This window comes from Streptomyces sp. NPDC050418, assembly GCF_044458745.1.
GTDB lineage: Bacteria > Actinomycetota > Actinomycetes > Streptomycetales > Streptomycetaceae > Streptomyces.
The window spans coordinates 257150-280138 of the sequence record NZ_JBITIG010000006.1; the positions used below are offsets into that span (position 1 = coordinate 257150).

The 22989-nt window shown below is 70.8% G+C and carries 18 protein-coding genes and 1 tRNA gene; 5 read left to right on the top strand and 14 right to left on the bottom strand.

Annotation, left to right across the window (positions count from 1 at the left end):
* Nucleotides 1-90 precede the first annotated feature (90 nt).
* From ACIBI4_RS16485 to rpsA, 5 genes are all read right to left on the bottom strand, one after another.
* Nucleotides 91-474, bottom strand: a complete 384-nt coding sequence (locus tag ACIBI4_RS16485; RefSeq protein ID WP_399204576.1) for a tetratricopeptide repeat protein — start codon at nt 472-474, stop codon at nt 91-93.
* A gap of 209 nt (nt 475-683) precedes the next feature.
* Nucleotides 684-1067, bottom strand: coding sequence for a DUF3592 domain-containing protein (locus ACIBI4_RS16490; protein ID WP_399204577.1), 384 nt, complete (start codon nt 1065-1067; stop codon nt 684-686).
* Between the two features lie 13 nt (nt 1068-1080).
* Nucleotides 1081-1683: a dephospho-CoA kinase gene (gene coaE, locus ACIBI4_RS16495; RefSeq protein ID WP_399204578.1), complete on the bottom strand. Its 603-nt coding sequence runs from the start codon at nt 1681-1683 to the stop codon at nt 1081-1083.
* A gap of 63 nt (nt 1684-1746) precedes the next feature.
* Nucleotides 1747-2685, bottom strand: a complete 939-nt coding sequence (locus ACIBI4_RS16500; RefSeq protein ID WP_399204579.1) for a PAC2 family protein — start codon at nt 2683-2685, stop codon at nt 1747-1749.
* A 192-nt stretch (nt 2686-2877) separates the two neighbouring features.
* The gene (gene rpsA / locus ACIBI4_RS16505) at nt 2878-4386 is read right to left on the bottom strand and encodes a 30S ribosomal protein S1 (RefSeq protein WP_399204580.1); all 1509 of its coding nucleotides are present in this window, start codon (nt 4384-4386) and stop codon (nt 2878-2880) included.
* A 225-nt stretch (nt 4387-4611) separates the two neighbouring features.
* Between rpsA and ACIBI4_RS16510 the strand changes: the two genes are divergently transcribed.
* Together ACIBI4_RS16510 and hrpB are read left to right on the top strand one after the other, a co-directional pair.
* A complete protein-coding gene (locus ACIBI4_RS16510) occupies nt 4612-5562 on the top strand; it encodes a class I SAM-dependent methyltransferase (RefSeq protein WP_399204581.1) in 951 nt (316 codons plus the stop codon).
* Between the two features lie 102 nt (nt 5563-5664).
* Complete coding sequence (gene hrpB, locus ACIBI4_RS16515; protein WP_399204582.1) at nt 5665-8268, top strand: ATP-dependent helicase HrpB; 2604 nt, start codon at nt 5665-5667, stop codon at nt 8266-8268.
* Nucleotides 8269-8280: 12 nt separating this feature from the next.
* Here the strand turns inward: hrpB and ACIBI4_RS16520 are convergent, their stop codons facing one another.
* The 3 genes from ACIBI4_RS16520 to ACIBI4_RS16530 form a co-directional block, all read right to left on the bottom strand.
* Nucleotides 8281-9294 (bottom strand): DUF3068 domain-containing protein, encoded by a 1014-nt coding sequence (locus ACIBI4_RS16520; RefSeq protein ID WP_399204583.1) that lies wholly within the window; start codon nt 9292-9294, stop codon nt 8281-8283.
* A 14-nt stretch (nt 9295-9308) separates the two neighbouring features.
* Entirely contained in the window at nt 9309-9443 is a 135-nt protein-coding gene (locus ACIBI4_RS16525; RefSeq protein ID WP_399204584.1) for an SPW_0924 family protein, read from the bottom strand.
* A 163-nt stretch (nt 9444-9606) separates the two neighbouring features.
* Nucleotides 9607-11265: a lytic murein transglycosylase gene (locus ACIBI4_RS16530; RefSeq protein WP_399204585.1), complete on the bottom strand. Its 1659-nt coding sequence runs from the start codon at nt 11263-11265 to the stop codon at nt 9607-9609.
* Nucleotides 11266-11498: 233 nt separating this feature from the next.
* Between ACIBI4_RS16530 and ACIBI4_RS16535 the strand changes: the two genes are divergently transcribed.
* Entirely contained in the window at nt 11499-12368 is an 870-nt protein-coding gene (locus tag ACIBI4_RS16535) for a DUF4184 family protein (protein ID WP_399204586.1), read from the top strand.
* On the opposite strand, the gene ACIBI4_RS16540 is transcribed toward ACIBI4_RS16535, so the two are convergent.
* Both ACIBI4_RS16540 and polA read right to left on the bottom strand, forming a co-directional pair.
* Nucleotides 12280-13323, bottom strand: a complete 1044-nt coding sequence (locus ACIBI4_RS16540; RefSeq protein ID WP_399204587.1) for a serine hydrolase — start codon at nt 13321-13323, stop codon at nt 12280-12282. The two genes, ACIBI4_RS16535 and ACIBI4_RS16540, sit on opposite strands and share 89 nt — an antisense overlap.
* Before the next feature lie 122 nt (nt 13324-13445).
* Nucleotides 13446-16109: a DNA polymerase I gene (polA, locus tag ACIBI4_RS16545; RefSeq protein WP_399204823.1), complete on the bottom strand. Its 2664-nt coding sequence runs from the start codon at nt 16107-16109 to the stop codon at nt 13446-13448.
* 204 nt (nt 16110-16313) lie between these two features.
* On the opposite strand from polA, the gene ACIBI4_RS16550 reads away from it, so the two are divergent.
* Nucleotides 16314-18587, top strand: coding sequence for an FdhF/YdeP family oxidoreductase (locus tag ACIBI4_RS16550; protein ID WP_399204588.1), 2274 nt, complete (start codon nt 16314-16316; stop codon nt 18585-18587).
* A 93-nt stretch (nt 18588-18680) separates the two neighbouring features.
* On the opposite strand, the gene ACIBI4_RS16555 is transcribed toward ACIBI4_RS16550, so the two are convergent.
* Nucleotides 18681-18754 (bottom strand) — tRNA-Leu (locus ACIBI4_RS16555).
* A gap of 102 nt (nt 18755-18856) precedes the next feature.
* Here ACIBI4_RS16555 and ACIBI4_RS16560 point away from each other — a divergent pair.
* Nucleotides 18857-19516 (top strand): ANTAR domain-containing response regulator, encoded by a 660-nt coding sequence (locus ACIBI4_RS16560; protein ID WP_399204589.1) that lies wholly within the window; start codon nt 18857-18859, stop codon nt 19514-19516.
* 77 nt (nt 19517-19593) lie between these two features.
* Here ACIBI4_RS16560 and ACIBI4_RS16565 read toward each other — a convergent pair whose 3' ends face one another.
* From ACIBI4_RS16565 to ACIBI4_RS16575, 3 genes are read right to left on the bottom strand one after another with little or no spacing between them, the layout of a single operon-like run.
* On the bottom strand, nt 19594-20310 hold the full coding sequence (locus tag ACIBI4_RS16565; RefSeq protein ID WP_399204590.1) for an ABC transporter ATP-binding protein: 717 nt from the start codon (nt 20308-20310) through the stop codon (nt 19594-19596).
* Nucleotides 20307-21173: an ABC transporter ATP-binding protein gene (locus ACIBI4_RS16570; protein ID WP_399204591.1), complete on the bottom strand. Its 867-nt coding sequence runs from the start codon at nt 21171-21173 to the stop codon at nt 20307-20309. The genes ACIBI4_RS16565 and ACIBI4_RS16570 overlap by 4 nt, the downstream gene beginning before the upstream one ends.
* Before the next feature lie 4 nt (nt 21174-21177).
* Entirely contained in the window at nt 21178-22986 is a 1809-nt protein-coding gene (locus ACIBI4_RS16575; RefSeq protein ID WP_399204592.1) for a branched-chain amino acid ABC transporter permease, read from the bottom strand.
* Nucleotides 22987-22989: the final 3 nt, after the last annotated feature.

Genomic DNA, 22989 nt, shown 5'->3' on the forward strand with positions numbered 1-22989 from the left:
CGGCCGCTAGGGCCTGCCCGGCGGATCATGCCGCCGTCGGGCTGCGGCACCTTGACCGGCCCGTCCCAGGCATGATCCGCCGGGCAGGCCCTAACCGGCCTCGTCGAAGCGCGCCGCCGCCAGGTACTCCGGCTGCGGATCGAGCGCCGCCGCCAGCCGGAAGTGCCGCTTCGCGGGGGCGGGACGGCTCATGCGCTCATAGGTGCGGGCCAGCGCGAAATGCGCGAACGCATTGTCCGGCTCGCGCTCCAGGACGATCGAGAACTCCAGCTCGGCCGCCCTCAGTTGGGCCCCGGCGAAGAAGGCACGGGCGCGCAGCAGCCGCGCCGCCGTGTGCTCGGGGTGCGCCTCGATCACCGCGTCGAGCAGTTTGATCGCCCCGCGCGGATCGCGTGCCGCGAGCAGCTGCTCGGCCGCCCGGAAGTCGATGACGTTCGTCTCCGGGGTCCGTCCTCGTCCCATGTTCTCCGGCACGCTGCCATCCTTCCGCTTGCCGATCAGCTTCAACGCCCGTCACTGCGGCGCTATTCCGTACGCGCCTCGGTGCGGCTCCTGTCCCAGCCGCCGTATGCGCTGGTGTACGCGCCGTGTACGCGCCTCCTCCCCGGCTCCCGCACGGAGATCCACGCCCTAACGCTGCCCCGCCGCCCCGCGCCGTATACGCGCGGGAGCGGACCGGACCGTCAGCCCAGCGTCACCGCGAGCACCGCGCCGAGCACCACGAGCGCCGCTCCCGCCACGACGAAGCCCTGGTCGAGGCGGACCCGTTCGCCGCCGGGCAGCAGGACGGTGCGTGGATCGGCCGGATCGTAGGCGAGCCGCACCTCGGTGCCGGTGCGCAGCGGCAGCCGCCGGCTGGGCGGTACCGGTGCGGGCACTTCCAGGACCCGTCCGTCGAGCGTCTCGAACTGGAGCAGTGGCCGTTCGGCGCCCTGGGGCGGCGGCTTGACCAGCGCCGTCACCAGCTCGCCCGCGGCGGTGAGCCGCCGGGTCCGGCGCAGCCCGTAGGCGCCGGCGAGCAGCGCCACGAGACCGCCGAACGAGGTGAGCGCGGCGAGCACGACCACGTCCGCGCCCCCGTCAGCCGCGCGCCGCGCGGGTCCGCAGGCCGTCCCAGACCGCGCGGACCTGGGGTTCCAGATCCTCCAGCGGCCCGTCGTTGTCGATCACGACATCGGCGATCTCCAGCCGCTTCTCGCGCGTGGCCTGCGCCGCCATCCGCGCCCGCGCGTCGTCCTCGCTCATGCCCCGCAGCCGTACGAGACGGTCCAGCTGGGTCCCGGGCGAGGCATCGACCACGACGACGAGGTCGTACAGCGGCGCAAGCCCGTTCTCGGCGAGCAGCGGTACGTCATGGACGACCACGGCGTCCTCGGCGGCGGCCCGCTCCAGCTCGGCGGAGCGGGCGCCGACCAAGGGGTGCACGATGCCGTTGAGCACAGCGAGGCGCTCGGGGTCGGCGAAGACGATCGAGCCGAGCCTCGGCCGGTCGAGCGTGCCGTCCGCGGCGAGGATCTCCTCGCCGAAGGCCTCGACGACCGCCGCCAGTCCGGGAGTTCCGGGCGCGACCACCTCGCGGGCGATCCGGTCGGCGTCGATGAGGACGGCGCCGTACGCGTCGAGCAGCCCGGAGACCGAACTCTTGCCGGCACCGATCCCGCCGGTCAGACCCACCTTCAGCATGAACGAAAGCCTAGGCCATGGCTGCACGGTATGGATCGGTATCCCGCAAGGGGCTGCTCGGGGCTACTTGTCGCCGTCCCGGTCCGCCAGGAACTGCTCCAGCTCCCGGCCGATCTCGTCGGCGGTCGGGATGTCCACGGGCTCGGCGAGCATATTGCCGCGGGTCTCGGCGCCCGCTGCCGCGTCGTACTGGTGCTCGAGGCCCTGGACCATGGAGACGAGCTCCTCGTCGCCTTCCTGGATCTGCCGCTCGATCTCGTTCTGCGTCCGGTGTGCCTGGGTGCGCAGCGCGTGCGCGACGGCGGGCAGCACCAGACCGGTGGCCGAGGTGATCGACTCCAGGACGGTGAGGGCGGCGTCCGGGTACGCGGAGCGCGCGATGTAGTGCGGAACATGCGCGGCCACCCCGAGCACGTCGTGCCCGGCCTGGATCAGCCGGTACTCGACGAGCGCGGCGGCGCTGCCCGGTACCTGGGCCTCGTCGAAGGGGCTGCGGTGTCCGGGGACGAGGTCGGTGCGGTTGCCGTGCGGGGTCAGGCCCACGGGGCGCGTGTGCGGAACGCCCATCGGGATCCCGTGGAAGTTCACCGCGAGCCGTACGCCGAGCCGCTCGACGACCTCGCCGACCGCCTGGGCGAACAGCTCCCACTCGACGTCGGGCTCGGGACCGGCCAGGACGAGGAACGGGGCGCCGGTCGCGTCCTGCATCAGCCGCACCTCGATGGCGGGCTCCTCGTACTCCACCCACTGGTCCCGCTGGAAGGTCAGCAGCGGACGCCGCGCGCGGTAGTCCACGAGCCGGTCGTGGTCGAACCGGGCGACGACCTGACCCGGCAGCGCCTCACCGATCTCGTCGATGATCTGCTCACCGGTCTCCCCCGCGTCGATGTACCCGTCGAAGTGGTAGAGCATCACAAGTCCGGCCGAGTCCTGCGCCAGCGCCATGTCGGCCACGGCGAGACCCTTGGCATCCCATTCGTACAAACTCTGCGCGTCAACCACAGCGACCGCTCCTCCTCAAGTTCGTACACAAGAACGCCCACACCGTGCATGGCATTCCCCAACACCCGTATGTGCACGCGTTCTCGGGGTGGCGGGCAGGGCGGCGCCTCGTCCCGCAACACGAAGAGGCCCACGGCCCCGAAAGGGGACCGTGGGCCTCGACGGTGATCAACTACCGCCTAGGACAGAGCCTCAGCTCTGGCCGCCGGCGAGCTTCTCGCGGAGCGCGGCAAGGGCCTCGTCGGAGGCCAGCGCGCCGGAGTTGTCCGCACCCTCGGAGGAGTACGAACCGCCGCCACCCTGACCACCCGCGGACGGAGCCGCGGCAGCCGCGTCGCCACCCTCGGCCGCCGCCTGGGCGTCGGCCTCGCGGGACTTGATGACCTGAGCCTGGTGCTGCTCGAAGCGCTGCTGCGCCTCGGCGTACTGGGTCTCCCAGGCCTCGCGCTGGGTCTCGAAGCCCTCGAGCCAGTCGTTGGTCTCGGGGTCGAAGCCCTCGGGGTAGATGTAGTTGCCCTGGTCGTCGTACGAGGCAGCCATGCCGTACAGGGTCGGGTCGAACTCGACCGACGCCGGGTCGGCACCGAAGGACTCGTTCGCCTGCTTCAGCGAGAGCGAGATCCGGCGACGCTCGAGGTCGATGTCGATGACCTTGACGAAGATCTCGTCGTTGACCTGGACGACCTGCTCCGGGATCTCCACGTGGCGCTCGGCCAGCTCGGAGATGTGGACCAGACCCTCGATGCCCTCGTCGACGCGCACGAACGCACCGAACGGAACGAGCTTCGTGACCTTGCCCGGGACGACCTGACCGATCTGGTGCGTACGGGCGAACTGCTGCCACGGGTCTTCCTGCGTGGCCTTGAGCGACAGGGAGACGCGCTCGCGGTCCATGTCGACGTCGAGGACCTCGACGGTGACTTCCTGGCCGACCTCGACAACCTCGGAGGGGTGGTCGATGTGCTTCCAGGAGAGCTCGGAGACGTGGACGAGTCCGTCGACGCCACCCAGGTCCACGAAGGCACCGAAGTTGACAATCGAGGACACGACGCCGGAGCGGACCTGACCCTTCTGCAGGGTGGTGAGGAACGTCTGGCGGACCTCGGACTGGGTCTGCTCCAGCCAGGCACGGCGGGACAGGACCACGTTGTTGCGGTTCTTGTCCAGCTCGATGATCTTCGCCTCGAGCTCCTTGCCCACGTAGGGCTGGAGGTCACGGACACGGCGCATCTCGACCAGGGAGGCCGGGAGGAAGCCGCGGAGGCCGATGTCGAGGATGAGACCACCCTTGACGACCTCGATGACGGTACCGGTGACGATGCCGTCCTCTTCCTTGATCTTCTCGATGGTGCCCCACGCACGCTCGTACTGCGCGCGCTTCTTCGAGAGGATCAGGCGGCCTTCCTTGTCCTCCTTCTGGAGAACCAGGGCCTCGATCTCGTCACCAACCGCGACGACCTCGTTCGGGTCGACGTCGTGCTTGATGGAGAGCTCGCGGCTCGGGATGACACCTTCGGTCTTGTAACCGATGTCGAGGAGGACCTCGTCCCGGTCAACCTTGACGATGACGCCGTCGACGATGTCGCCATCGTTGAAGTACTTGATCGTCTCGTCGATGGCGGCGAGGAAAGCTTCCTCGTTACCGATGTCGTTGACCGCAACCTGCGGAGTGGTGGCGGTGGTCTCGGTGCTGCTCGTCATGTGGGAAAGGGCTCCGGCGGACATTGAAGTCGTAGGTACTGCTACGCCGGGAGCCCGTTTCGCTCTGCAGAAGCCGGACAGCCTAGGAGGCGCCGATCCAGAAGAAATCTGTGGCGCCTCGAGAACCGAGGGGACATACAACAGACGCGAGCGCATCCTGCTATGTCTGAGGAACGCAGGCTCGCAGCGCAACTTGTAGCATACGGGGGCTGCCGGGCAGGGTCAATGCGCGAAGGCGCACACCCGGGGCGGATCGCCGCATTCCCGGCACAAAATCTGTCGCACGAGGCCACCGGGGTCGCTCGCGCCCCGATAGGTCCGCACCCTACGACGCGGGAGCGCATCATCCAAGAGTCCGGAATCGAAGAGCACGACCCGTACGACGACGCGGTGGCCACACGCCGTGAGAGCGATGTCGCGGAGAGCAGCAGGGCCAGCCGGGGCTGGTGGGACCGGCATGCCGACGAGTACCAGAACGACCATGGCGCCTTCCTCGGCGACGACCGTTTCGTCTGGGGTCCCGAGGGCCTCGACGAGGCCGAGGCCGGTCTCCTGGGGCCGGCCTCCGCACTGAAGGGACAGGACGTCCTGGAGATCGGGGCGGGCGCCGCGCAGTGCGCGCGCTGGCTGGCCGCCCAGGGCGCCCGCGCGGTGGCGCTCGACCTCTCGCACCGCCAGCTGCAGCACGCGCTGCGGATCGGCTCCGAGGGCGTCGCGCTGGTGGAGGCGGACGCCGGTGCGCTGCCCTTCGCGGACGCTTCCTTCGACCTCGCGTGCTCCGCGTACGGCGCGCTCCCCTTCGTCGCCGACCCCGTGCTCGTGCTGCGCGAGGTGCGCCGCGTCCTGCGTCCCGGCGGCCGCTTCGTCTTCTCCGTCACGCATCCGATCCGCTGGGCGTTCCCGGACGAGCCGGGTCCCGAGGGCCTCTCGGTCTCGGCCTCGTACTTCGACCGCACGCCGTACGTTGAGCAGGACGACCAGGGACGCGCGGTGTACGTCGAGCACCACAGGACCGTGGGCGACCGCGTACGGGACGTGGTCGCGGCCGGGCTGCGCCTGGTGGACCTGGTCGAGCCGGAGTGGCCGGACTGGAACGGTCAGGAGTGGGGCGGCTGGTCCCCGCTGCGGGGCTCCCTGATCCCCGGTACGGCGATCTTCGTCTGCGCGCGCGACTGAGGCACCGGGCCCGGGGCCCGCGGGTGAGGGCCGGGGAGTGTTCGTGACCGAACCGTGGGGGCTGCACCCCTGACCCGGTCCCGCACCCGACACACTGGACCCGTGACCCGCGCCACCGCCGCCCTCGACCAGCTGCCCGTCCGCCACGCCCTCCCCGGCCTCACCGCCGCGCTCGACGCCCACGGCACCGCCGTGCTCTGCGCGCCGCCCGGCACCGGCAAGACCACGCTCGTGCCGCTCGCGCTCGCGGGGCTCCTGGGCGGGCCCGGGCGGCGGGTCGTCGTGGCCGAGCCGCGGCGGATCGCCGCCCGGGCCGCCGCACGGCGGATGGCCTGGCTGCTCGGGGAGCAGGTGGGCGAGAGCGTCGGGTTCACGGTCCGCGGGGAGCGCAAGGTCGGGCGCGGGACCCGGGTCGAGGTGGTCACCACCGGGGTGCTGCTCCAGCGGCTGCAGCGTGACCAGGAGCTGTCCGGTGTCGACCTCGTCGTGCTCGACGAGTGCCACGAGCGGCACCTGGACGCCGACACCGTCGCCGCGTTCCTCCTGGACGTCCGCGCGACCCTGCGGCCCGAGCTGCGGCTCGTCGCCGCCTCCGCGACCACCGACGCCGAGGGCTGGGCGCGGCTCCTCGGCGACGCGGGACGGGACGCCCCGGTCGTCGAGGCGCAGGGCACGGCGCATCCCGTCGAGACCGTCTGGGCGCCGCCGCCCCGGCCGGTGCGCCCGCCGCACGGGATGCGCGTCGATCCGGCACTGCTCACCCATGTCGCCGCCACGGTCCGCCGCGCCCTCGCCGAGCGCGCCGGGGATGTACTGTGCTTCCTGCCCGGGGTGGGCGAAATCGGCCGGGTGGCCGGGCAGTTGGGGCCGCTCGACGGTGTGGACGTGCTGCAGGTGCACGGCCGTGCGCCCGCCGCCGTGCAGGACGCGGTGCTCTCGCCCGGTGAGCGCCGCCGCGTCGTGCTCGCCACGGCGGTCGCCGAGTCCTCGCTGACGGTGCCGGGCGTACGGACCGTCGTCGACTCCGGGCTCGCACGTGAGCCCCGTACCGACCATGCCCGCGGCCTCAGCGCCCTGACGACCGTACGGGCCTCGCAGGCGGCCGGACGGCAGCGCGCGGGCCGGGCCGGGCGTGAGGCGCCCGGGGCGGTGTACCGCTGCTGGGACGAGGCGGAGGACGGACGGCTCCCCCGCTTCCCCGCGCCGGAGATCAAGGTCGCCGACCTCACGGCGTTCGCGCTGCAGGCCGCGTGCTGGGGCGACCCGGACGCCTCCGGTCTGGCCCTGCTCGACCCGCCGCCGGCCGGCGCCATGGCCGCGGCCCGGCAGACGCTGACGGCGATCGGCGCCCTGGACGAGGCGGGCCGGGTGCCCGGACGAGGGCTGCGCATGGCCCGGCTCGGCCTGCATCCGCGCCTGGGCCGTGCGCTGCTCGACGGCGCGCGTGACATCGGGGTGCGCCGGGCCGCCGAGCTTGTCGCGCTCCTGAGCGAGGAGCCGCCGCGCGAGTACGGCGACGACCTGGCGGCCGCTTGGCGCCGCGCACGGCAGGGCGGCGACGGCTACTCGGCACGGTGGCGTACGGAGGCCCGACGGCTGGAGTCCGCGGCGAACTCCGCCGGAACCGCGATCACCGCCGCTACCGCGAACACTTCCGCGGCCGCGCACGCCGAGGGGGCCGCGCACACCGACGAGACCACGCACATCAGCCACACCAAGGCGGCCGACGAGCACGCGCCCGCCCTCGTCACCGCACTCGCCTTCCCCGAGCGCGTCGCCCGCGCCAAGGGCCCGGGCAGCTTCCTGATGGCCTCGGGCACCGCCGCCGAACTCCCGGACGGCTCCCCGCTGTTCCGCTCCGAGTGGATCGCCGTCGCGGTGGCGGACCGCCCCGTCGGCTCGGCCCACGCCCGCGTACGGCTCGGTGCGGTGCTCGACGAGGCCGCGGCCCGCCGCGCCGCCGCACCGCTGCACAGCAGCGGCGAGGAGGTCTGCTGGGCGGACGGCGAGGTCGTCGCGCGGCAGGTGGAGCGGCTGGGCGCGATCGAGCTGAAGGTGCGCCCGCTCGCCTCCCCCGGACCCGGCCTCGTACGCAAGGCACTTCTGGACGGGCTGGCCGCCGACGGCCTCGTCCTCCTGAAGTGGTCGCAGAAGGGCGAGGAGCTGCGGCGGCGGCTCGCGTTCCTGCGGCGCCGGCTCGGTGCGCCCTGGCCGGACGTGGACGAGACCGCGCTGCTCGCGCGCGCCGACGACTGGCTGGAACCCGAGCTGTCGAAGGCGCGGCGGCGCGCGGACCTGGGGCGGATCGATGCCGGGCAGGCGCTCACCCGGCTGCTCCCGTGGGCAACGGGCGAGGCGGCACGGCTCGACGAGCTGGCGCCGGAACGGCTGACCGTGCCGAGCGGATCGAGTGTCCGTGTCGACTACGCGAACTCCGAGCAGCCCGTCCTGGCCGTGAAGCTGCAGGAGATGTTCGGGCTCGCCGAGACGCCCACGGTCGCGGGCGTACCGGTCCTGGTGCATCTGCTGTCGCCCGCGGGCCGGCCCGCCGCCGTGACGGCCGACCTCGCCTCGTTCTGGCAGGGCGGCTATCAGGCGGTACGGGCCGAGCTGCGCGGGCGCTATCCGAAGCATCCGTGGCCCGAGGACCCGGCGGGCGCGGAACCGACCCGGTTCACCAACGCCCGCCTGCGGAACCGGGGTTGAACCCGGGGCCGGTCAGACCCCGGCGGGTTCGGGTTCCGGTGTGCGCTCCCCTGACCCCTCGGGATCGTCCCCGGGGCGGCGGCTGCGGGCCTCCAGCCACAGGGAGAGCGAGAGCAGCAGGGCGCCGAGGATCAGGAAACCCCACGGGAGGTACGAGGTCATCAGGAGGACGAGGACCCGGTTGGATTTGACCAGGTCCACCGTGGACTCGATGAAGTCCTCGCGCATCTTCACATGGCCGTCGAAGACGGTGAGCTTGTCCTTGCCGGGCGCGAGCCCCTCGACGAGCGTCCCGCCGCGCATCTCCTCCTTGTGGATCTCCTCGCCGTACACGGGCGCGCCGGTCGTGGGATCGACCCAGAACTTGCGGACGGTCGTGTACCACATCTCCGTCTTCGAGGCCTTGAGCTGCTCCTTGGAGATCTTGTAGCCGCCGGGCATCGTGCTGGGGAAGTCGACCTTCATCCAGTCGATGGTCTGCTCGAAGTAGTAGACGTCGAGGCCGCGGAACTTCTGCTCGCCCTTGAAGAAGATGGTGTTGGTGGTGCGGCTGCGGGCGTCGAAGTACTTGTAGTCCCGCTTCTCCGTGAGGAACGGCCACTTGAACTCGAGGCCCTCGCGCTTGACCGGCTGCTTGTCGGCCATCTCGCCCGTGGCGTGCAGCGGTTCGGCGGAGTGGGCGTCGAAGATGTAGCGCTCCGGGATCATCGTGACCATCTTGCCGTCGGAGTCCTGGGCGTAGGACAGCCCGTCCCAGACCACGACGTCACGGCCCGCCGACTCCTCGATCTTCTCGGACTCCTCCACGTTGCCCCGGAGGGTCTGCACGATCGAGAGATCGGTCTTCTTCACTCCCCCCTCGGCCATGTCCATGACGCTGGCACCCTTCGCCTCCAGGACCATCGTCTGGTACTGGTTCGCGGGCACCTTCGCCAGCCGGGGAAAAGCGTAGAAACGCAGCAGCGGCGAGAGCGCCGCGAAGAACACGGCGAAGCCGAGCAGGATGAGACTGGCCTTGCGGCGCATCGCGTCGGCCCTCCCTACGGGTGCTTGGGGATCGTGGTCAGCAGAGGCTTCGGCGAGGTCTTGCCGGGCGGTGCCTCCATCGACGAGATGGTGAGGACCAGGGCGAGCGCAACGGCGAGACCGATCCCCGCGGCTATCAGAGCGCGCATTTTTCCGGCCCCCTCCAGAATCTGATACGGCGTCAGGGCTGGGGCACCGTAGCAACGCGGGGGCGAGATGAGAACACGTCGCACCGCCCCTGATCCGGCTTTCGGTCCAGGGGCGGTGCGGTGACGGATGTGAAGTTGTGTGGCGTCTACGGGAGAGGGCCGGTCAAGGCGTCGGGTCCGGGCTCGGCGACGGCGACTCGGCGGGCGCGACCTTCAGCTCGACGTCGAGCTTGCCGCCGCCGGGGGCGAGCAGCCTCAGCTTGTACGTGCCCGCGGTGTCGTCCGCGTAGATCGCCGGGAGCTTCACCGTGCCGTCCGCGCCGGTCGTGAGCGTGAGGGTGCGGATCGCCTTGCCGTCGGCGTCCTTGAAGTACGGACCCGCGTCGTTCGGGTCGCCCGCGTCGTTCTTGACCATGGTGGCGGTGAGCTTGACGCCGGGGGCGGCCGCGCCGCCGAGCGTGGCCTTCACCTCGGCGGTCTCCGTGAACGCCGCGCCCGGCGCACCGGTCAGCGTGGCCGTGGCGCTGGTGAGGGCGTCGGCCTGGCGTGCGGTGACGGTCGCCGAGAAGTCCGTGGTGAGGACGCGGCTGCCGGCCGTGGTGGTGGCCCGGATGGTGAACTCGCCGGTCTTCTCGCCCGCTTGGAGCGCGGGCGCGCTCGCCTGGCCGTCGGCGCCGGTCCTGACCTCGGCCGACTTGCTGCCGCCGAAGGACGCGTCGGTGTCACCGACGATCGTGAAGCGCACGAGGACCTTGCCGACGCCCGCACCGGAGGCCGTGGCGGCCTTGACGGTGGGGGTGTCCGCGAACGCGCTGCCCTCGGTGGCCGTGAAGGAGGCGGCACCGGCCTTGGCCAGCTCGGTGACGGGGGCGGGGTCGTCCGGGTCCTCCGGATCGGGGTCGGGGTCGGGCTTGGGGTCGGGCTTGTCGCCCGGGTCGGTGGCGCCGCCGCCGGGCTTGCCGCCGCCGGGGTTGCCCGTACCGCCGTTGCCCCCGTCGGTGTCGGGGTCCGGGTCCGGGGTGGTGTCGTCGTTGCGGTTGTCCGGCATGGGACCCGTACCGTCCGGCAGCGTGTCCACGCCGCCCTTCTTGAACGTCTCCATCCACTTCAGCACGAGGTTGAGGTAGTCGGTGGAGCGGTTGTAGCTGAGGATCGCCTGCCGCAGGTCCTTGGCCTTGGACAGGTCGCGGTTGTTGGCGCAGAGGTACTTGCCGGCCGCGAGCGCCGCGTCGTAGACGTTGTTGGGGTCCTTCTTGCCGTCCCCGTTGCCGTCCTGGCTCCAGGTCTCCCAGGTCGACGGGATGAACTGCATCGGGCCCACCGCGCGGTCGTGCGTGGTGTCGCCGTCGTAGGCGCCGCCGTCGGTGTCGGTGATCTTGGCGAAGCCCTCGCCGTTCAGCGGAGGTCCGAGGATCGGCGAGCTGGTGGTGCCGTTGGCGTCCACCTTGCCGCCACGGGCGTGGCCGGACTCGACCTGGCCGATGGCCGCGAGCAGCTGCCAGGGCAGGTTGCAGCCGGGGTTGTCGCCGCGCAGCGCCGTCTCGGCCTTCATGTAGGCGTCGAGGACCGTCTTGGGGATGCCGCTGTTGGTGGGCGCGTCCGGGTCGTTCAGGTCCGGCGGCGAAAGCGGGATGTCCGTGAAGTACGAGTCGTCGCCGCCCGCGGTGTCCGGTACGTCGGCCGTCTCCGTGGTCTGACGCCCGCCGGACGGCGCATCCGTCACCCCGGGCGCCTGCGAAGCAGAAAGCGCCGCGAAGGCCGCCGCCGCCACCGCGGCCGCCGCCGTCGTCCTGCGCATCCGCTTCCCGAAGAGTGCTCGCATCCCGACGGTTCCCCTCCCGTGTCCCACCCGGCGCGTACTCCCCACGCGCCAACGCAGGCGACACTACGACAAGTTCCCTTCCGCAGAAACCGGTTCCTGTCCGTTTTGTTGGCGGATCGACAGCTGTGTTCATGCGGAATTTCCGTTCCTGCGGTGAACGGGGTCGCGCTCAGCGGACGATGGCCCCGTACACCTGTCCTCACCGCACCTCGCGCCGCCCCCTTGGAGCTCTGTTGCCGTTCACGCTCAGCCATGCCGCCGCCGTACTTCCGCTGGTGCGCAGGGACGGGACCGGGCGCGCGGCGCTGCTTCCCTCGGTGCTGGTCGCGGGCTCGTTCGCACCGGATCTCACATACTTCGCGGAGAGTGTGCTGCCCGGCGCGATGGGATTCGGCGCGGTGACACACTCGCTGCCCGGGGTGCTGACGGCGGACGTCGTGATCACGGCGCTGCTCGTGGGCGCGTGGCTGCTGCTGCGCGAACCGGTGATCGCGCTGCTGCCCGCGGCCTGGCGCGGCCGTGTGCTCGGACTGGTCCGCGGCCGTGCGTGGCGTGAACGGCCACGCGCCGCGCTGCTGTTGGGCTTCTACGTCTCGGCGGTGCTCGGGGCGGCCTCGCACACGGTGTGGGACGCGTTCACCCATCTCGACCGGTGGGGCATGCGGCTGTTCCCGGTGCTCGGCGAGCAGATCGCCGGTTCACCGCTCTACTGGTATCTGCAGTACGGGGGTTCGGCGCTGGCGCTGATCGGCGTGACCTGGTTCGCGGCCTCCGCGCTGCGGCGCGTCAAGGTCACGGGTGCGGACGCCGACGTGCCGCGTCTGACCGTACGTGCCCGGATCGCCGCGGGCGTCTTCATCGGTGGCTGCGTGCTGCTCGGGGCGGCCCATCGCACGGCCGGGTGGCTGCGGGAGGTGGGCGGCAGCCCGCGCAAGCCCTGGGAGATCATCCCGACGCTCTGCTTCGGCGCCGGGGCGGGGCTGCTGCTCGGACTGCTCGGCTACGCGCTGGCGGTCAGGGTGCTGACGGGCCGGGGCGGTCCGGGTCCTGCGGCGGAGCCTCCGGCGCATCATCCGGAACCGACCCGTCCGGCTGCTCGCTGATCTCGCTCTCGGGCGTGTAGCCCTGCCCGGCCGAGCGCCCCTTGTTGAGCGCGCGGTGCACGGCGTGGGCGACCCGCTCGATGGTCCGTACGCCGTACGCCATCGTCGGGTTGTCGTGACTGAGCACGACGATGCGGTAGGTCCGGCCGTCGCCCTTGAACGCGCCGATGCTGTGCACACGCCACCCGTGCGTGGCCCTCGGCAGCCAGCCGTTCTTGATGTGGGCACTGACCCCGTTGGCCATGCCCGCCGTGACGCCCCAGCGCTGGTCCTTGCGGACCTGTGCCAGCTGCTTGAGCCCGTAGGCACGCGAGCGCAGGAAGGAGCGGGCCTGGGTCAGTACGCCGAGCAGCCGCATCTGGTCGACGGCGGTGGTCCGGGTCAGGCCCCACAGGCGGCCCGGTCCGGGGGTGGTGGACGCGGCCTTCGCCTTGGCCAGGAACTGCTCGACCCGCCAGGGCGCGAGGTCCTGCCACAGCTGCCCGGCCGCGGCGTTGTCGGAGACCTGGATCATCGGCGGGACGCGCCGCGCCTCGAACTGGGTGAGCTTGCGCCGCAGTTGCTCGGCCCGCCACAGCACGGTCTCCATGATCAGCACCTTGGCGACGCTCGCCGCGTCGTACTGCCGCCCGGCGTCGAGCGCACACCACAGATCGCTGTCGTCGTCGTGCACGGCCACGGACACCGTGCCCTCCCGGGACGACAACGCCGCCCGGATGTCCTTGGACATCCGGGCGGCGAGTCCGGGGTCACGCGGGGAGCGGCAGGCGGGTGCGAGGGGGGCGACCGGCGCGCCCCGCCGCACGGCGGCCTCCGCGGAGACCGCGGATATCGGCGCGATCAGCGCGGAGGCGACGGCCGCCGCGACCGCGGGCCGCCAGTGCCGCACCGCGCTGTGCCGCCGTCGTATGCCGTGGCGTACGACAGCACGCCGCGTCCGTATGTGAAGATCCATGACCGCCACGATGCCGCCGCCCCCACGGGACGGCCCGGGGTCGGGGTCCGTCTGAGTGAGGGCCGTTCGGGTACGGCGACGGGCCCGGCGCAACCGCCCCGGGCCCGTCGAAAAGCCGTGGCTCAGTGTGCGGCCGACTCCCAGTCCGTGCCCACGCCCACCGAGACGTCCAGCGGGGCGCGCAGGCTCACCGCCGAGGCCATCTCGCGGCGGACCAGCTCCTCGACCTGCTCGCGCTCCCCCGGGGCGATCTCCAGCACGACTTCGTCGTGGACCTGGAGGAGCAGCCGGGACGTGAGGTGCTCCGCCTGGAGCGCCTTGTCCACATTGAGCATCGCGATCTTGACGATGTCGGCGGCCGTGCCCTGGATCGGCGCGTTGAGCGCCATGCGCTCGGCGGCCTCGCGGCGCTGGCGGTTGTCGCTGTTGAGGTCCGGAAGATAGCGGCGGCGGCCGAGCATCGTGGCCGTGTAGCCCGTGGCGCGGGCCTCGTCGACGACGCGGCGCAGATAGTCGCGTACGCCGCCGAAGCGCTCGAAGTACGTGTCCATCAGACCGCGGGCCTCGCCCGCCTCGATGTTCAGCTGCTGCGACAGGCCGAAGGCCGACAGACCGTACGCCAGGCCGTACGACATGGCCTTGATCTTGCGGCGCATCTCCGCGTCGACCGCGGACTTCTCGACGGAGAAGACCTGGGAGGCGACGGTGGTGTGCAGGTCCTCGCCGGAGGTGAAGGCCTCGATGAGGCCCTCGTCCTCCGAGAGGTGGGCCATGACGCGCAGCTCGATCTGGCTGTAGTCGGCCGTCATCAGGGACTCGAAGCCCTCGCCGACGACGAAGCCGCGGCGGATCGCACGGCCCTCGTCGGTGCGGACCGGCACGTTCTGCAGGTTCGGCTCCGTGGAGGAGAGCCGGCCCGTGGCGGCGACGGTCTGGCTGAACGTGGTGTGGATGCGGCCGTCGGCGGCGATCGTCTTGATCAGGCCCTCGACGGTGACGCGCAGCTTCGCCTGCTCGCGGTGGCGGAGCATGATGACCGGCACTTCGTTGTCGGTCTGGGTCGCAAGCCACGCGAGCGCGTCCGCGTCCGTCGTGTAACCGGTCTTGGTCTTCTTCGTCTTGGGCAGGCCCAGCTCGGCGAAGAGGACTTCCTGGAGCTGCTTGGGCGAGCCGAGGTTGAACTCGTGGCCCGCGGCGGCGTGCGCCTCCTTCACCGCCTGCTGCACGGCTCCGGCGAACTGCTGCTCCATCGCCTCGAGATGGGGCCGGTCGGCGGCGATGCCGAAGCGCTCCATCCGGGCAAGGAGCAGCGAGGTGGGCAGCTCGACATCGGTGAGGAGCTCGGTGGCGCCCACCTCCTTGAGCTTCTCCCCGAAGGCCTCGCCGAGGTCGAGGATCGTACGGGCCTGGTGCATCAGGGCGTCGGCCTCGGCGCTGTCGTCCGCGCCGAACGCCAACTGGCCCTCGGCGGCGGACGCGGGGGCGAGCTCGCGGCCCAGGTATTCGAGGGAGAGCGCGTCGAGGGCGAAGGAGCGGCGGCCGGGCTTCACGAGGTACGCGGCGAGTGCGCTGTCCATCGTGATGCCCTCGACGGCCCAGCCGTGCTCGGCGAAGACCCGCAGCACGTTCTTCGCGTTGTGCAGCACCTTGTGCCGCTTGCCGTCGGCGAGCCACTTCGCGAAGGCCTTCTCGTCCGCCTCGTCGAGCTGCGACGGGTCGAACCAGGCGGCCGCGCCGTCGGCGGCGGCGAGGGCGACCTCGGCGACCGAGCCGGTGCCGAGCTCCCAGGAGTCGACGCTCGCCAGGCCGAGGAGCTGCGTGCCGTGCTCATCGAGCCAGGGCTTCAGCTCGCCGGTGGCGAGGACCTGACCGTCGATCTCGACGCCGGGCTCGGCCGGGGCCTCCTCGGCCTCCTCGGAGCCCGGGTCGACGGCGAGCAGCCGCTCGCGCAGCGAGGGATTACGGATCTCCAGGGTGTCGAGGACCATCGCGAGCGCCTTGCGGTCGTACGGCCGGCGCTCAAGGTCCGTGGGGGCCTTGGGCAGTTCGACGTCGCGGACCATCTCGGTGAGGCGGCGGTTGAGCCGCACCGAGTCGATGTGCGCCCGGAAGTTCTCGCCGCCCTTGCCGGTGATGTTGTCCGCGTTCTCCAGGAGGGCGTCGAAGGAGCCGAACTTGTTGATCCACTTCACGGCGGTCTTCTCGCCGAAGCCCGGGACGCCCGGCAGGTTGTCCGAGGAGTCGCCGCGGATCGCCGCCACGTCCGGATAGATGGAGGGGTGGACCCCGTACTTCTCCTCGATCTTCTCCGGCGTGAAGCGGGTGAGCTCGGAGACGCCCTTGGTGGGGTACAGCACCGTGATGTTCTCGGTGACCAGCTGGAACGAGTCGCGGTCGCCCGTGACGATCAGGACCTCGAAGCCGGCGGCCTCGGCCTGCGTGGCGAGGGTGGCGATGATGTCGTCGGCCTCGAAGCCGTCGACGGCGAAACGGTCCGCGTTCATCGTGTCGAGGAGCTCGCCGATGAGCTCGACCTGGCCCTTGAACTCGTCCGGGGTCTTCGACCGGTTCGCCTTGTACTCCGGGAACTCGGCGGACCGCCACGTCTTGCGCGAGACGTCGAAGGCCACCGCGAAGTGGGTGGGCTGCTCATCGCGCAGGGTGTTCGCCAGCATGGACGCGAAGCCGTAGATCGCGTTGGTGGGCTGGCCGGTCGCCGTCGTGAAGTTCTCCGCGGGCAGCGCGAAGAACGCCCGGTAGGCGAGCGAGTGCCCGTCCATGAGCATCAGGCGCGGTCGGGACTGGTTCTTCGACTTGTTCGCTGTCTTCTCTGCCACGTGTCCGATCCTCCCACGCCCCACTGACAGTCCGGTCCGCTCCCGGATCGATGGCCGCGGCCGGATCGCCCCTTCCCGGGCGTGAGCCACGCCACCCACGCGTGGCAGGATCGGAACACCCCCGCAGAAGAGCCCGCTCGAAGGAGAACGGCCATGGCAGGCAAGCCCCCCGCCGGCGATCCCATTCAGGACGCACCCGAGGTGGCGGCGCCGCAGCACGCGGCCGCCGGGCTGCCCGCCATCGGGCACACGCTGCGGATGGCGCAGCAGCAGATGGGTGTGAAGCGCACCGCGCTGACCCTGCTGCGCGTGAACCAGAAGGACGGCTTCGACTGCCCGGGCTGCGCCTGGCCCGAGCCCGAGCACCGGCACAAGGCCGAGTTCTGCGAGAACGGGGCGAAGGCCGTCGCCGAGGAGGCGACCCTGCGGCGGGTGACGCCGGACTTCTTCGTCGCGCACCCCGTGAGCGACCTCGCCCACCGCAGCGGCTACTGGCTGGGCCAGCAGGGCCGGCTCACCCAGCCCATGTATCTGCCCGAGGGCGCGGACCGCTACGAGGCCGTCACCTGGGAGCGGGCCTTCGACATCGTCGCCGAGGAGCTGAAGGCCCTCGCCTCCCCCGACGAGGCGGTCTTCTACACGTCCGGGCGCACCAGCAACGAGGCCGCCTTCCTCTACCAGCTCTTCGCCCGCGAGTTCGGCACCAACAACCTGCCGGACTGCTCCAACATGTGCCATGAGTCGTCCGGCTCCGCGCTGGTCGAGACGATCGGGATCGGCAAGGGCAGCGTCCTCCTGGAGGACCTCTACAAGGCGGACCTGATCATCGTGGCCGGGCAGAACCCGGGCACGAACCACCCGCGCATGCTCTCCGCCCTGGAAAAGGCCAAGGCGGGCGGCGCGAAGATCATCACGGTCAATCCGCTGCCCGAGGCGGGCATGGAGCGGTTCAAGAACCCGCAGACCCCGCAGGGCATGCTCAAGGGCACCGCGCTGACCGATCTCTTCCTGCAGATCCGGCTCGGCGGCGACCAGGCCCTGTTCCGCCTCCTCAACAAACTGATCCTGGAGACGGAAGGCGCCGTCGACCAGGCGTTCATCGACGAACACACCCATGGATACGAGGAGTTCGCGGCCGCCGCGCGCGAAGCGGACTGGGACGAGACGCTGACCGCCACGGGCCTGCGCCGCGAGGAGATCGACGAGGCGCTGCGCATGGTGCTCGCGTCGGAGCGCACCATCGTGTGCTGGGCGATGGGCCTGACGCAGCACAAGCACGCCGTGCCCACGATCCGCGAGGTCGTCAACTTCCTGCTGCTCCGCGGCAACATCGGCCGCCCGGGCGCGGGCGTCTGCCCGGTGCGCGGTCACTCGAACGTGCAGGGCGACCGCACGATGGGGATCTTCGAGCGGCCCGCGGCCGAGTTCCTCGACGCCTTGGAGCGCGAGTTCGGCTTCGCCCCGCCGCGCCACCACGGCCTCGATGTCGTACGGGCCATCCGCGCGCTGCGCGACGGCGAGGCGAAGGTGTTCTTCGCGATGGGCGGAAACTTCGTGTCGGCCAGTCCCGACACGGAGGTCACGGAGGCCGCGATGCGGCGCGCGCGGCTGACCGTGCACGTGTCGACGAAGCTGAACCGCTCGCACGCGGTGACCGGCGCCCGCGCGCTGATCCTGCCGACGCTCGGGCGGACCGAGAAGGACCTGCACGGCAGCGGCGAGCAGTTCGTGACCGTCGAGGACTCGATGGGCATGGTGCACGCCTCGCGCGGGCGCCTCGACCCGGCGAGCCCGCATCTGCTCTCCGAGCCGGCCATCGTGGCCCGGCTCGCCCGCCGTGTCCTGGGCGAGGGCTCCCGTACGCCGTGGGAGGAGTTCCAGAAGGACTACGCGACCATCCGGGACCGTATCGCCGCGGTGATCCCCGGCTTCGAGGACTTCAACGCGCGGGTGGCCCACCCCGGCGGCTTCACGCTGCCGCACGCCCCGCGCGACGAGCGCCGCTTCCCGACGGCGACCGGCAAGGCCAACTTCACGGCCGCACCCGTCGAGCACCCCGAACTGCCCGCAGGACGGCTCCTGCTGCAGACCCTGCGCTCGCACGACCAGTACAACACCACGATCTACGGTCTCGACGACCGCTACCGGGGCATCAGGAACGGGCGGCGCGTCGTGCTCGTGAACCCCGAGGACGCGGCCGCGCTCGGAGGTCTCGCGGACGGTGCGTACGTGGACCTGGTCAGCGAGTGGCGTGACGGGTCGGAGCGACGGGCGCCCGGCTTCCGGGTGGTGCACTATCCGACGGCACGCGGCTGCGCGGCCGCGTACTACCCGGAGACGAATGTGCTGGTGCCGCTGGACTCGACGGCCGACACGAGCAATACGCCGGTGAGCAAGGCGGTCGTCGTTCGGCTGGAGGCGAAGTAGCGGCAGCGGACAGAGCCGGAAACGGCGGAAGCAGTGGCCCGGTCGGCCTGCGGAACAGCCCGATCGGGCCAGACCTTCGAATCGAAGGAAAAGTGCTCCGGGTGGGATTTGAACCCACACTGAATGGTGTTTGAGACCATCGCCTCTGCCGATTGGGCTACCGGAGCTCCTGCGAATCAAAGGTTTACCTCGACCCGCCGCTCACCCACCTTACCGCAGCTGGGTAGGCTCATGGGAAGCAGTTCCTGCCCCGCCACAAGGAGCCAGAAGTGACCGCCCCCGAGCCCCAGCCCGTCGCCGACGACGACAAGTCGCACGTTCCGCCCCTCACGACGCGCGTCGTCATCGCCGAGGACGAGGCGCTGATCCGGCTCGACCTCAAGGAGATGCTCGAGGAGGAGGGCTACACCGTCGTCGGTGAGGCGGGAGATGGTGAGCAGGCCATCGAGCTGGCGCGCGAGCACCGTCCCGACCTCGTCATCCTCGATGTGAAGATGCCGAAGCTCGACGGCATCTCCGCGGCGGAGAAGATCACGGAGGAGTCCATCGCGCCCGTCCTGATGCTCACCGCGTTCTCGCAGCGCGATCTCGTCGAGCGGGCGCGGGACGCCGGGGCGATGGCGTATCTGGTGAAGCCCTTCAGCAAGGGCGACGTCGTACCGGCGATCGAGATGGCGGTCTCGCGGTACACCGAGCTGAAGACGCTGGAGCAGGAGGTCGCCGACCTCACGCAGCGCCTGGAGACCCGCAAGCTGGTCGACCGCGCGAAGAGCATTCTGCAGACGGAGTACGGGCTGAGCGAGCCGGCCGCGTTCCGCTGGATCCAGAAGACGTCGATGGACCGGCGTCTGTCGATGCAGCAGGTGGCGGAGGCCGTGATCGAGGACTCCGAGGAGAAGAAGGCCGCCAAGGGCGAGGCCGCCCAGTAGCTCACGGAAAGGGCCCGTTTCCCCGTACGTACGGGGAAACGGGCCCTTTCGCGTCGGAACGCCGGAGCGTCGGAGGATCAGTCCTCGCCGAGGTACGCCTTGCGGACCGACTCGTCGTGCAGGAGGTCCTGGCCGGAGCCCGACAGGACGATCTTGCCGATCTCCATGACGTGACCCTGGTCGGCGAGCGAGAGCGCCGCCTGGGCGTTCTGCTCGACGAGAAGGATCGTCGTGCCGCGGGACTTCAGCTCGGTGATCGTCTCCATGATCTTCTGCATCATGATCGGCGACAGACCCATGGAGGGCTCGTCGAGCATGAGGAGCTTGGGCTGCGACATCATCGCGCGGCCCATCGCGAGCATCTGCTGCTCACCGCCGGACAGGGTGCCGGCGGCCTGCTTGCGGCGCTCGCCGAGGATCGGGAAGAGATCGTAGGCGGCCTGGATGTCCTTGAGGATGCCCTCCTTGTCGTCGCGCAGATACGCGCCGAGGCGGAGGTTGTCCTCGATGGTCATCCGGGGAAAGATGTGCCGGCCTTCGGGCGAGTGGGCCAGGCCCAGCGCCACGATCTGGTCCGCGCGGTACTTCCGCAGCGGCTTCCCGTCGAAGGTGATGCTGCCGGAGAGCGGCTTGAGCAGACCGGACAGCGTGCGCAGCGTGGTCGTCTTGCCCGCACCGTTGGTGCCGATGAGGGTGACGACCTGACCGGCCTCGACGCTGAAGGAGATGCCCTTGACGGCTTCGATCTTGCCGTACGCGACCTTGAGGTCCTCGACCTCGAGCAGTGCGGTCACTGGTCGTCCTCCGAGCGGGAGTCGGTGCTGGGTGCTGCTGCCTCCGCGGCCTCGACCTCGGCGAGCTCCTCGGCACCGGGGGCGCCTTCGAAGGGGGTGCCGAGGTAGGCGGCGACGACACGTTCGTCGCTCTGCACGACCTCGGGGGTGCCCTCGACGAGCTTCTCCCCCTGGACGAGACAGGCGACGCGGTCGCAGAGGTTGAAGATGAACCGCATGTCGTGCTCGATGACGAGCACGGCGGTGCCCATCTCGCGGATGGCGAAGATGAGCTCTTCCGCGGCCCGCGTCTCCTGCGGGTTCATACCGGCCGTGGGCTCGTCGAGGAGCAGCAGGCCGGGCTCGGAGGCGAGGGCGCGGGCGATCTCCAGCTTGCGCTGCTCGCCGTAGGGCAGGTTGCGGGAGAGGTGGTCCGCTTTCTTCGCCAGGCCGGTGAACTCCAGGAGTTCCATGGCCCGTTCCTTGGACTCCTTCTCCGCCTTCTTGAAGCCGGGGCCCCGGACGAGCGCGGAGAAGAGACCTTCCTTGGTCCGGGTGTGCCGGCCGACGAGGACGTTCTCGAGGACCGTCATGTTGGCGAAGAGCCGGATGTTCTGGAAGGTACGGGCGACGCCTGCCTGGGTGACGAGGTGCGGCTTGGGCGGCAGGACGGTGCCCTTGTAGGTGACCTTGCCCTCGGTCGGGATGTACAGGCCCGTGAGGCAGTTGAAGAAGGTGGTCTTGCCGGCACCGTTCGGGCCGATGAGACCGACGATCTCGCCGCTGTTGACGGTGAGGTCCACGCCGCGGACGGCGGTGAGGCCGCCGAAGCGCATGGTGACGCCGCTTGCGTCGAGAACGGCGCTGGATCCGTTGCTGGTCATGTGGTCACGCCCCTGCCTTCGTGGCGCCGACGCCGCCTTCGGGCAATCGTTGTTCCGGTACGTCGAGTTGGCCCGTCTCGTGGAACTCGAGCTGCTTGCGGCGGTCCGCGATGATGCCCTCGGGGCGGAAGCGCATGAGGACGATCAGGGCGAGGCCGAAGGCGAGCAGCTGGTAGTTCTCCATGAAGCTGAGCTTGGCCGGGATGAGGAAGAGCAGTGCGCCACCGATGAGCGGGCCGCTGACCGTTCCCATGCCGCCGAGGATGACGGCGGCGAGCAGGAACGCCGAGTTCGGCGGTGCGGTGGAGGCGAACTTGTACGAGTCCGGTGTCACGGAGTACGAGACGTGGGCCTGCACCGTGCCGGCCAGACCGGCGAGGGTCGCGCCGAGGGCGAAGGCGATCAGCTTCACGCGGAAGCCGTTGATGCCCATGGCGGTGGCGGCGGTCTCGTCCTCGCGGATGGCGACCCAGGCACGTCCGATACGGGACTCGCCGGAGCGCCGGAAGACCAGGACGACGATGGCCGTGAAGAACAGCATGAGCAGGAAGTAGTTGGCGTTCCTGCCGAGTTCGAACCCGAAGAGGTTCAGGGGCTGTCCGAGGTCCCAGCCGAAGATCTGCACGTCGGGGATCTGGGTGATGCCCTGGGCGCCGTTCGTCAGGTCGGGTCCGGCCTTGCCGTTGAGGTTGTTCACCGTGATGCGGAAGATCTCACCGAAGCCGAGCGTGACGATGGCGAGATAGTCGCCGCGCAGACGCAGCGTCGGGGCACCGATGACCACACCGAAGACCAGCGAGGCGGCGGCACCGGTGAGGACGGCGGCCCAGAAGGGGAACTGCACGCCGAACACGGAGGAGCTGGTGCCGGACACGAGGGCCGCGGTGTAGGCGCCGACGCCGAGGAAGGCCACGTAACCGAGGTCGAGGAGGCCGGCGAGGCCGACGACGACGTTGAGGCCGAGGGCGACGGTCGCGAAGATCAGGATGTTGGTCCCGATGAGCGCGAAGTAGTCGCTGTCCTGTGTGAAGGGGAAGCAGAACGCTGCGGCGAACGCGGCGGTCAGCGCGATGTTGCGGTGCTTGTGCGTCAGCGCGGTGAGGCGGCTGACGAGCCCGGCGCGGTTGGCGGCGGTGAAGCCGAAGCCGACCGTGATGAGGAAGCCGATGAAGGGCTCCGCGCCGTCGGTGCCGATGCCGTAGGTGAAGACGATCAGGGCGAGCGCGAAGCCCGCGATGATGATCAGGATCTCGGCCCAGGAGGGCAGTGACCCGGCCTTCGGCGCGGGCGGGGCGGTGAGGCTGTGCCGGAACCGCGCCCATGCGCCGGTGTCGGGTTCGTCGGCCGGGTAGGGCACGTCGAACGGCAGGGCGAGGGCGCCGACGGCCGCGATGAGCGCGCCGATGCCGGTGACCCAGGCACCGGGTTCGAGGTTGACGAGTCCGCCGAGCTCGGCGGCGATGGCGCCCATCGTGTAGCCGATGGTGCCGAGGGTGCCGAGAGCGGTGAGCCGGGCGGCCGCGTTGGGACCGCCCGGGGTGATCCAGCGAAGACCCCGGATGCCCGCGCCCGACAGGGCGAAGAGCAGGGTGAGGGCGGCGCTGATGAGGACGAGGATCTGCAGTCCGGCCGGGTAGCCGGTGACGGTGAGGTCACCGGGGAACTCGGACTTCCAGGTCCACGCGAGGAAGGTACCGGCGAGCGCGATCGCCGATCCGGCGACGGTGGCGATCCGCGCGGCCTTGACGGGGAGCTTGACGACCGGGGTCGCCGTGGCGGCGTCGGGCGCGGTGTTCTTGGTGATGGTTGCCATGAT

Coding starts and splice junctions, on each gene's coding strand:
- coaE (WP_399204578.1), bottom strand. CDS start 1,683: ATGCTGAAGGTGGGTCTGACCGGCGGGATCGGTGCCGGCAAGAGTTCG.
- rpsA (WP_399204580.1), bottom strand. CDS start 4,386: ATGACGAGCAGCACCGAGACCACCGCCACCACTCCGCAGGTTGCGGTC.
- ACIBI4_RS16510 (WP_399204581.1), top strand. CDS start 4,612: ATGCGCGAAGGCGCACACCCGGGGCGGATCGCCGCATTCCCGGCACAA.
- ACIBI4_RS16520 (WP_399204583.1), bottom strand. CDS start 9,294: ATGCGCCGCAAGGCCAGTCTCATCCTGCTCGGCTTCGCCGTGTTCTTC.
- ACIBI4_RS16525 (WP_399204584.1), bottom strand. CDS start 9,443: ATGCGCGCTCTGATAGCCGCGGGGATCGGTCTCGCCGTTGCGCTCGCC.
- ACIBI4_RS16530 (WP_399204585.1), bottom strand. CDS start 11,265: ATGCGAGCACTCTTCGGGAAGCGGATGCGCAGGACGACGGCGGCGGCC.
- ACIBI4_RS16540 (WP_399204587.1), bottom strand. CDS start 13,323: ATGGATCTTCACATACGGACGCGGCGTGCTGTCGTACGCCACGGCATA.
- polA (WP_399204823.1), bottom strand. CDS start 16,109: ATGCTCATGGACGGGCACTCGCTCGCCTACCGGGCGTTCTTCGCGCTG.
- ACIBI4_RS16550 (WP_399204588.1), top strand. CDS start 16,314: ATGGCAGGCAAGCCCCCCGCCGGCGATCCCATTCAGGACGCACCCGAG.
- ACIBI4_RS16570 (WP_399204591.1), bottom strand. CDS start 21,173: ATGACCAGCAACGGATCCAGCGCCGTTCTCGACGCAAGCGGCGTCACC.
- ACIBI4_RS16575 (WP_399204592.1), bottom strand. CDS start 22,986: ATGGCAACCATCACCAAGAACACCGCGCCCGACGCCGCCACGGCGACC.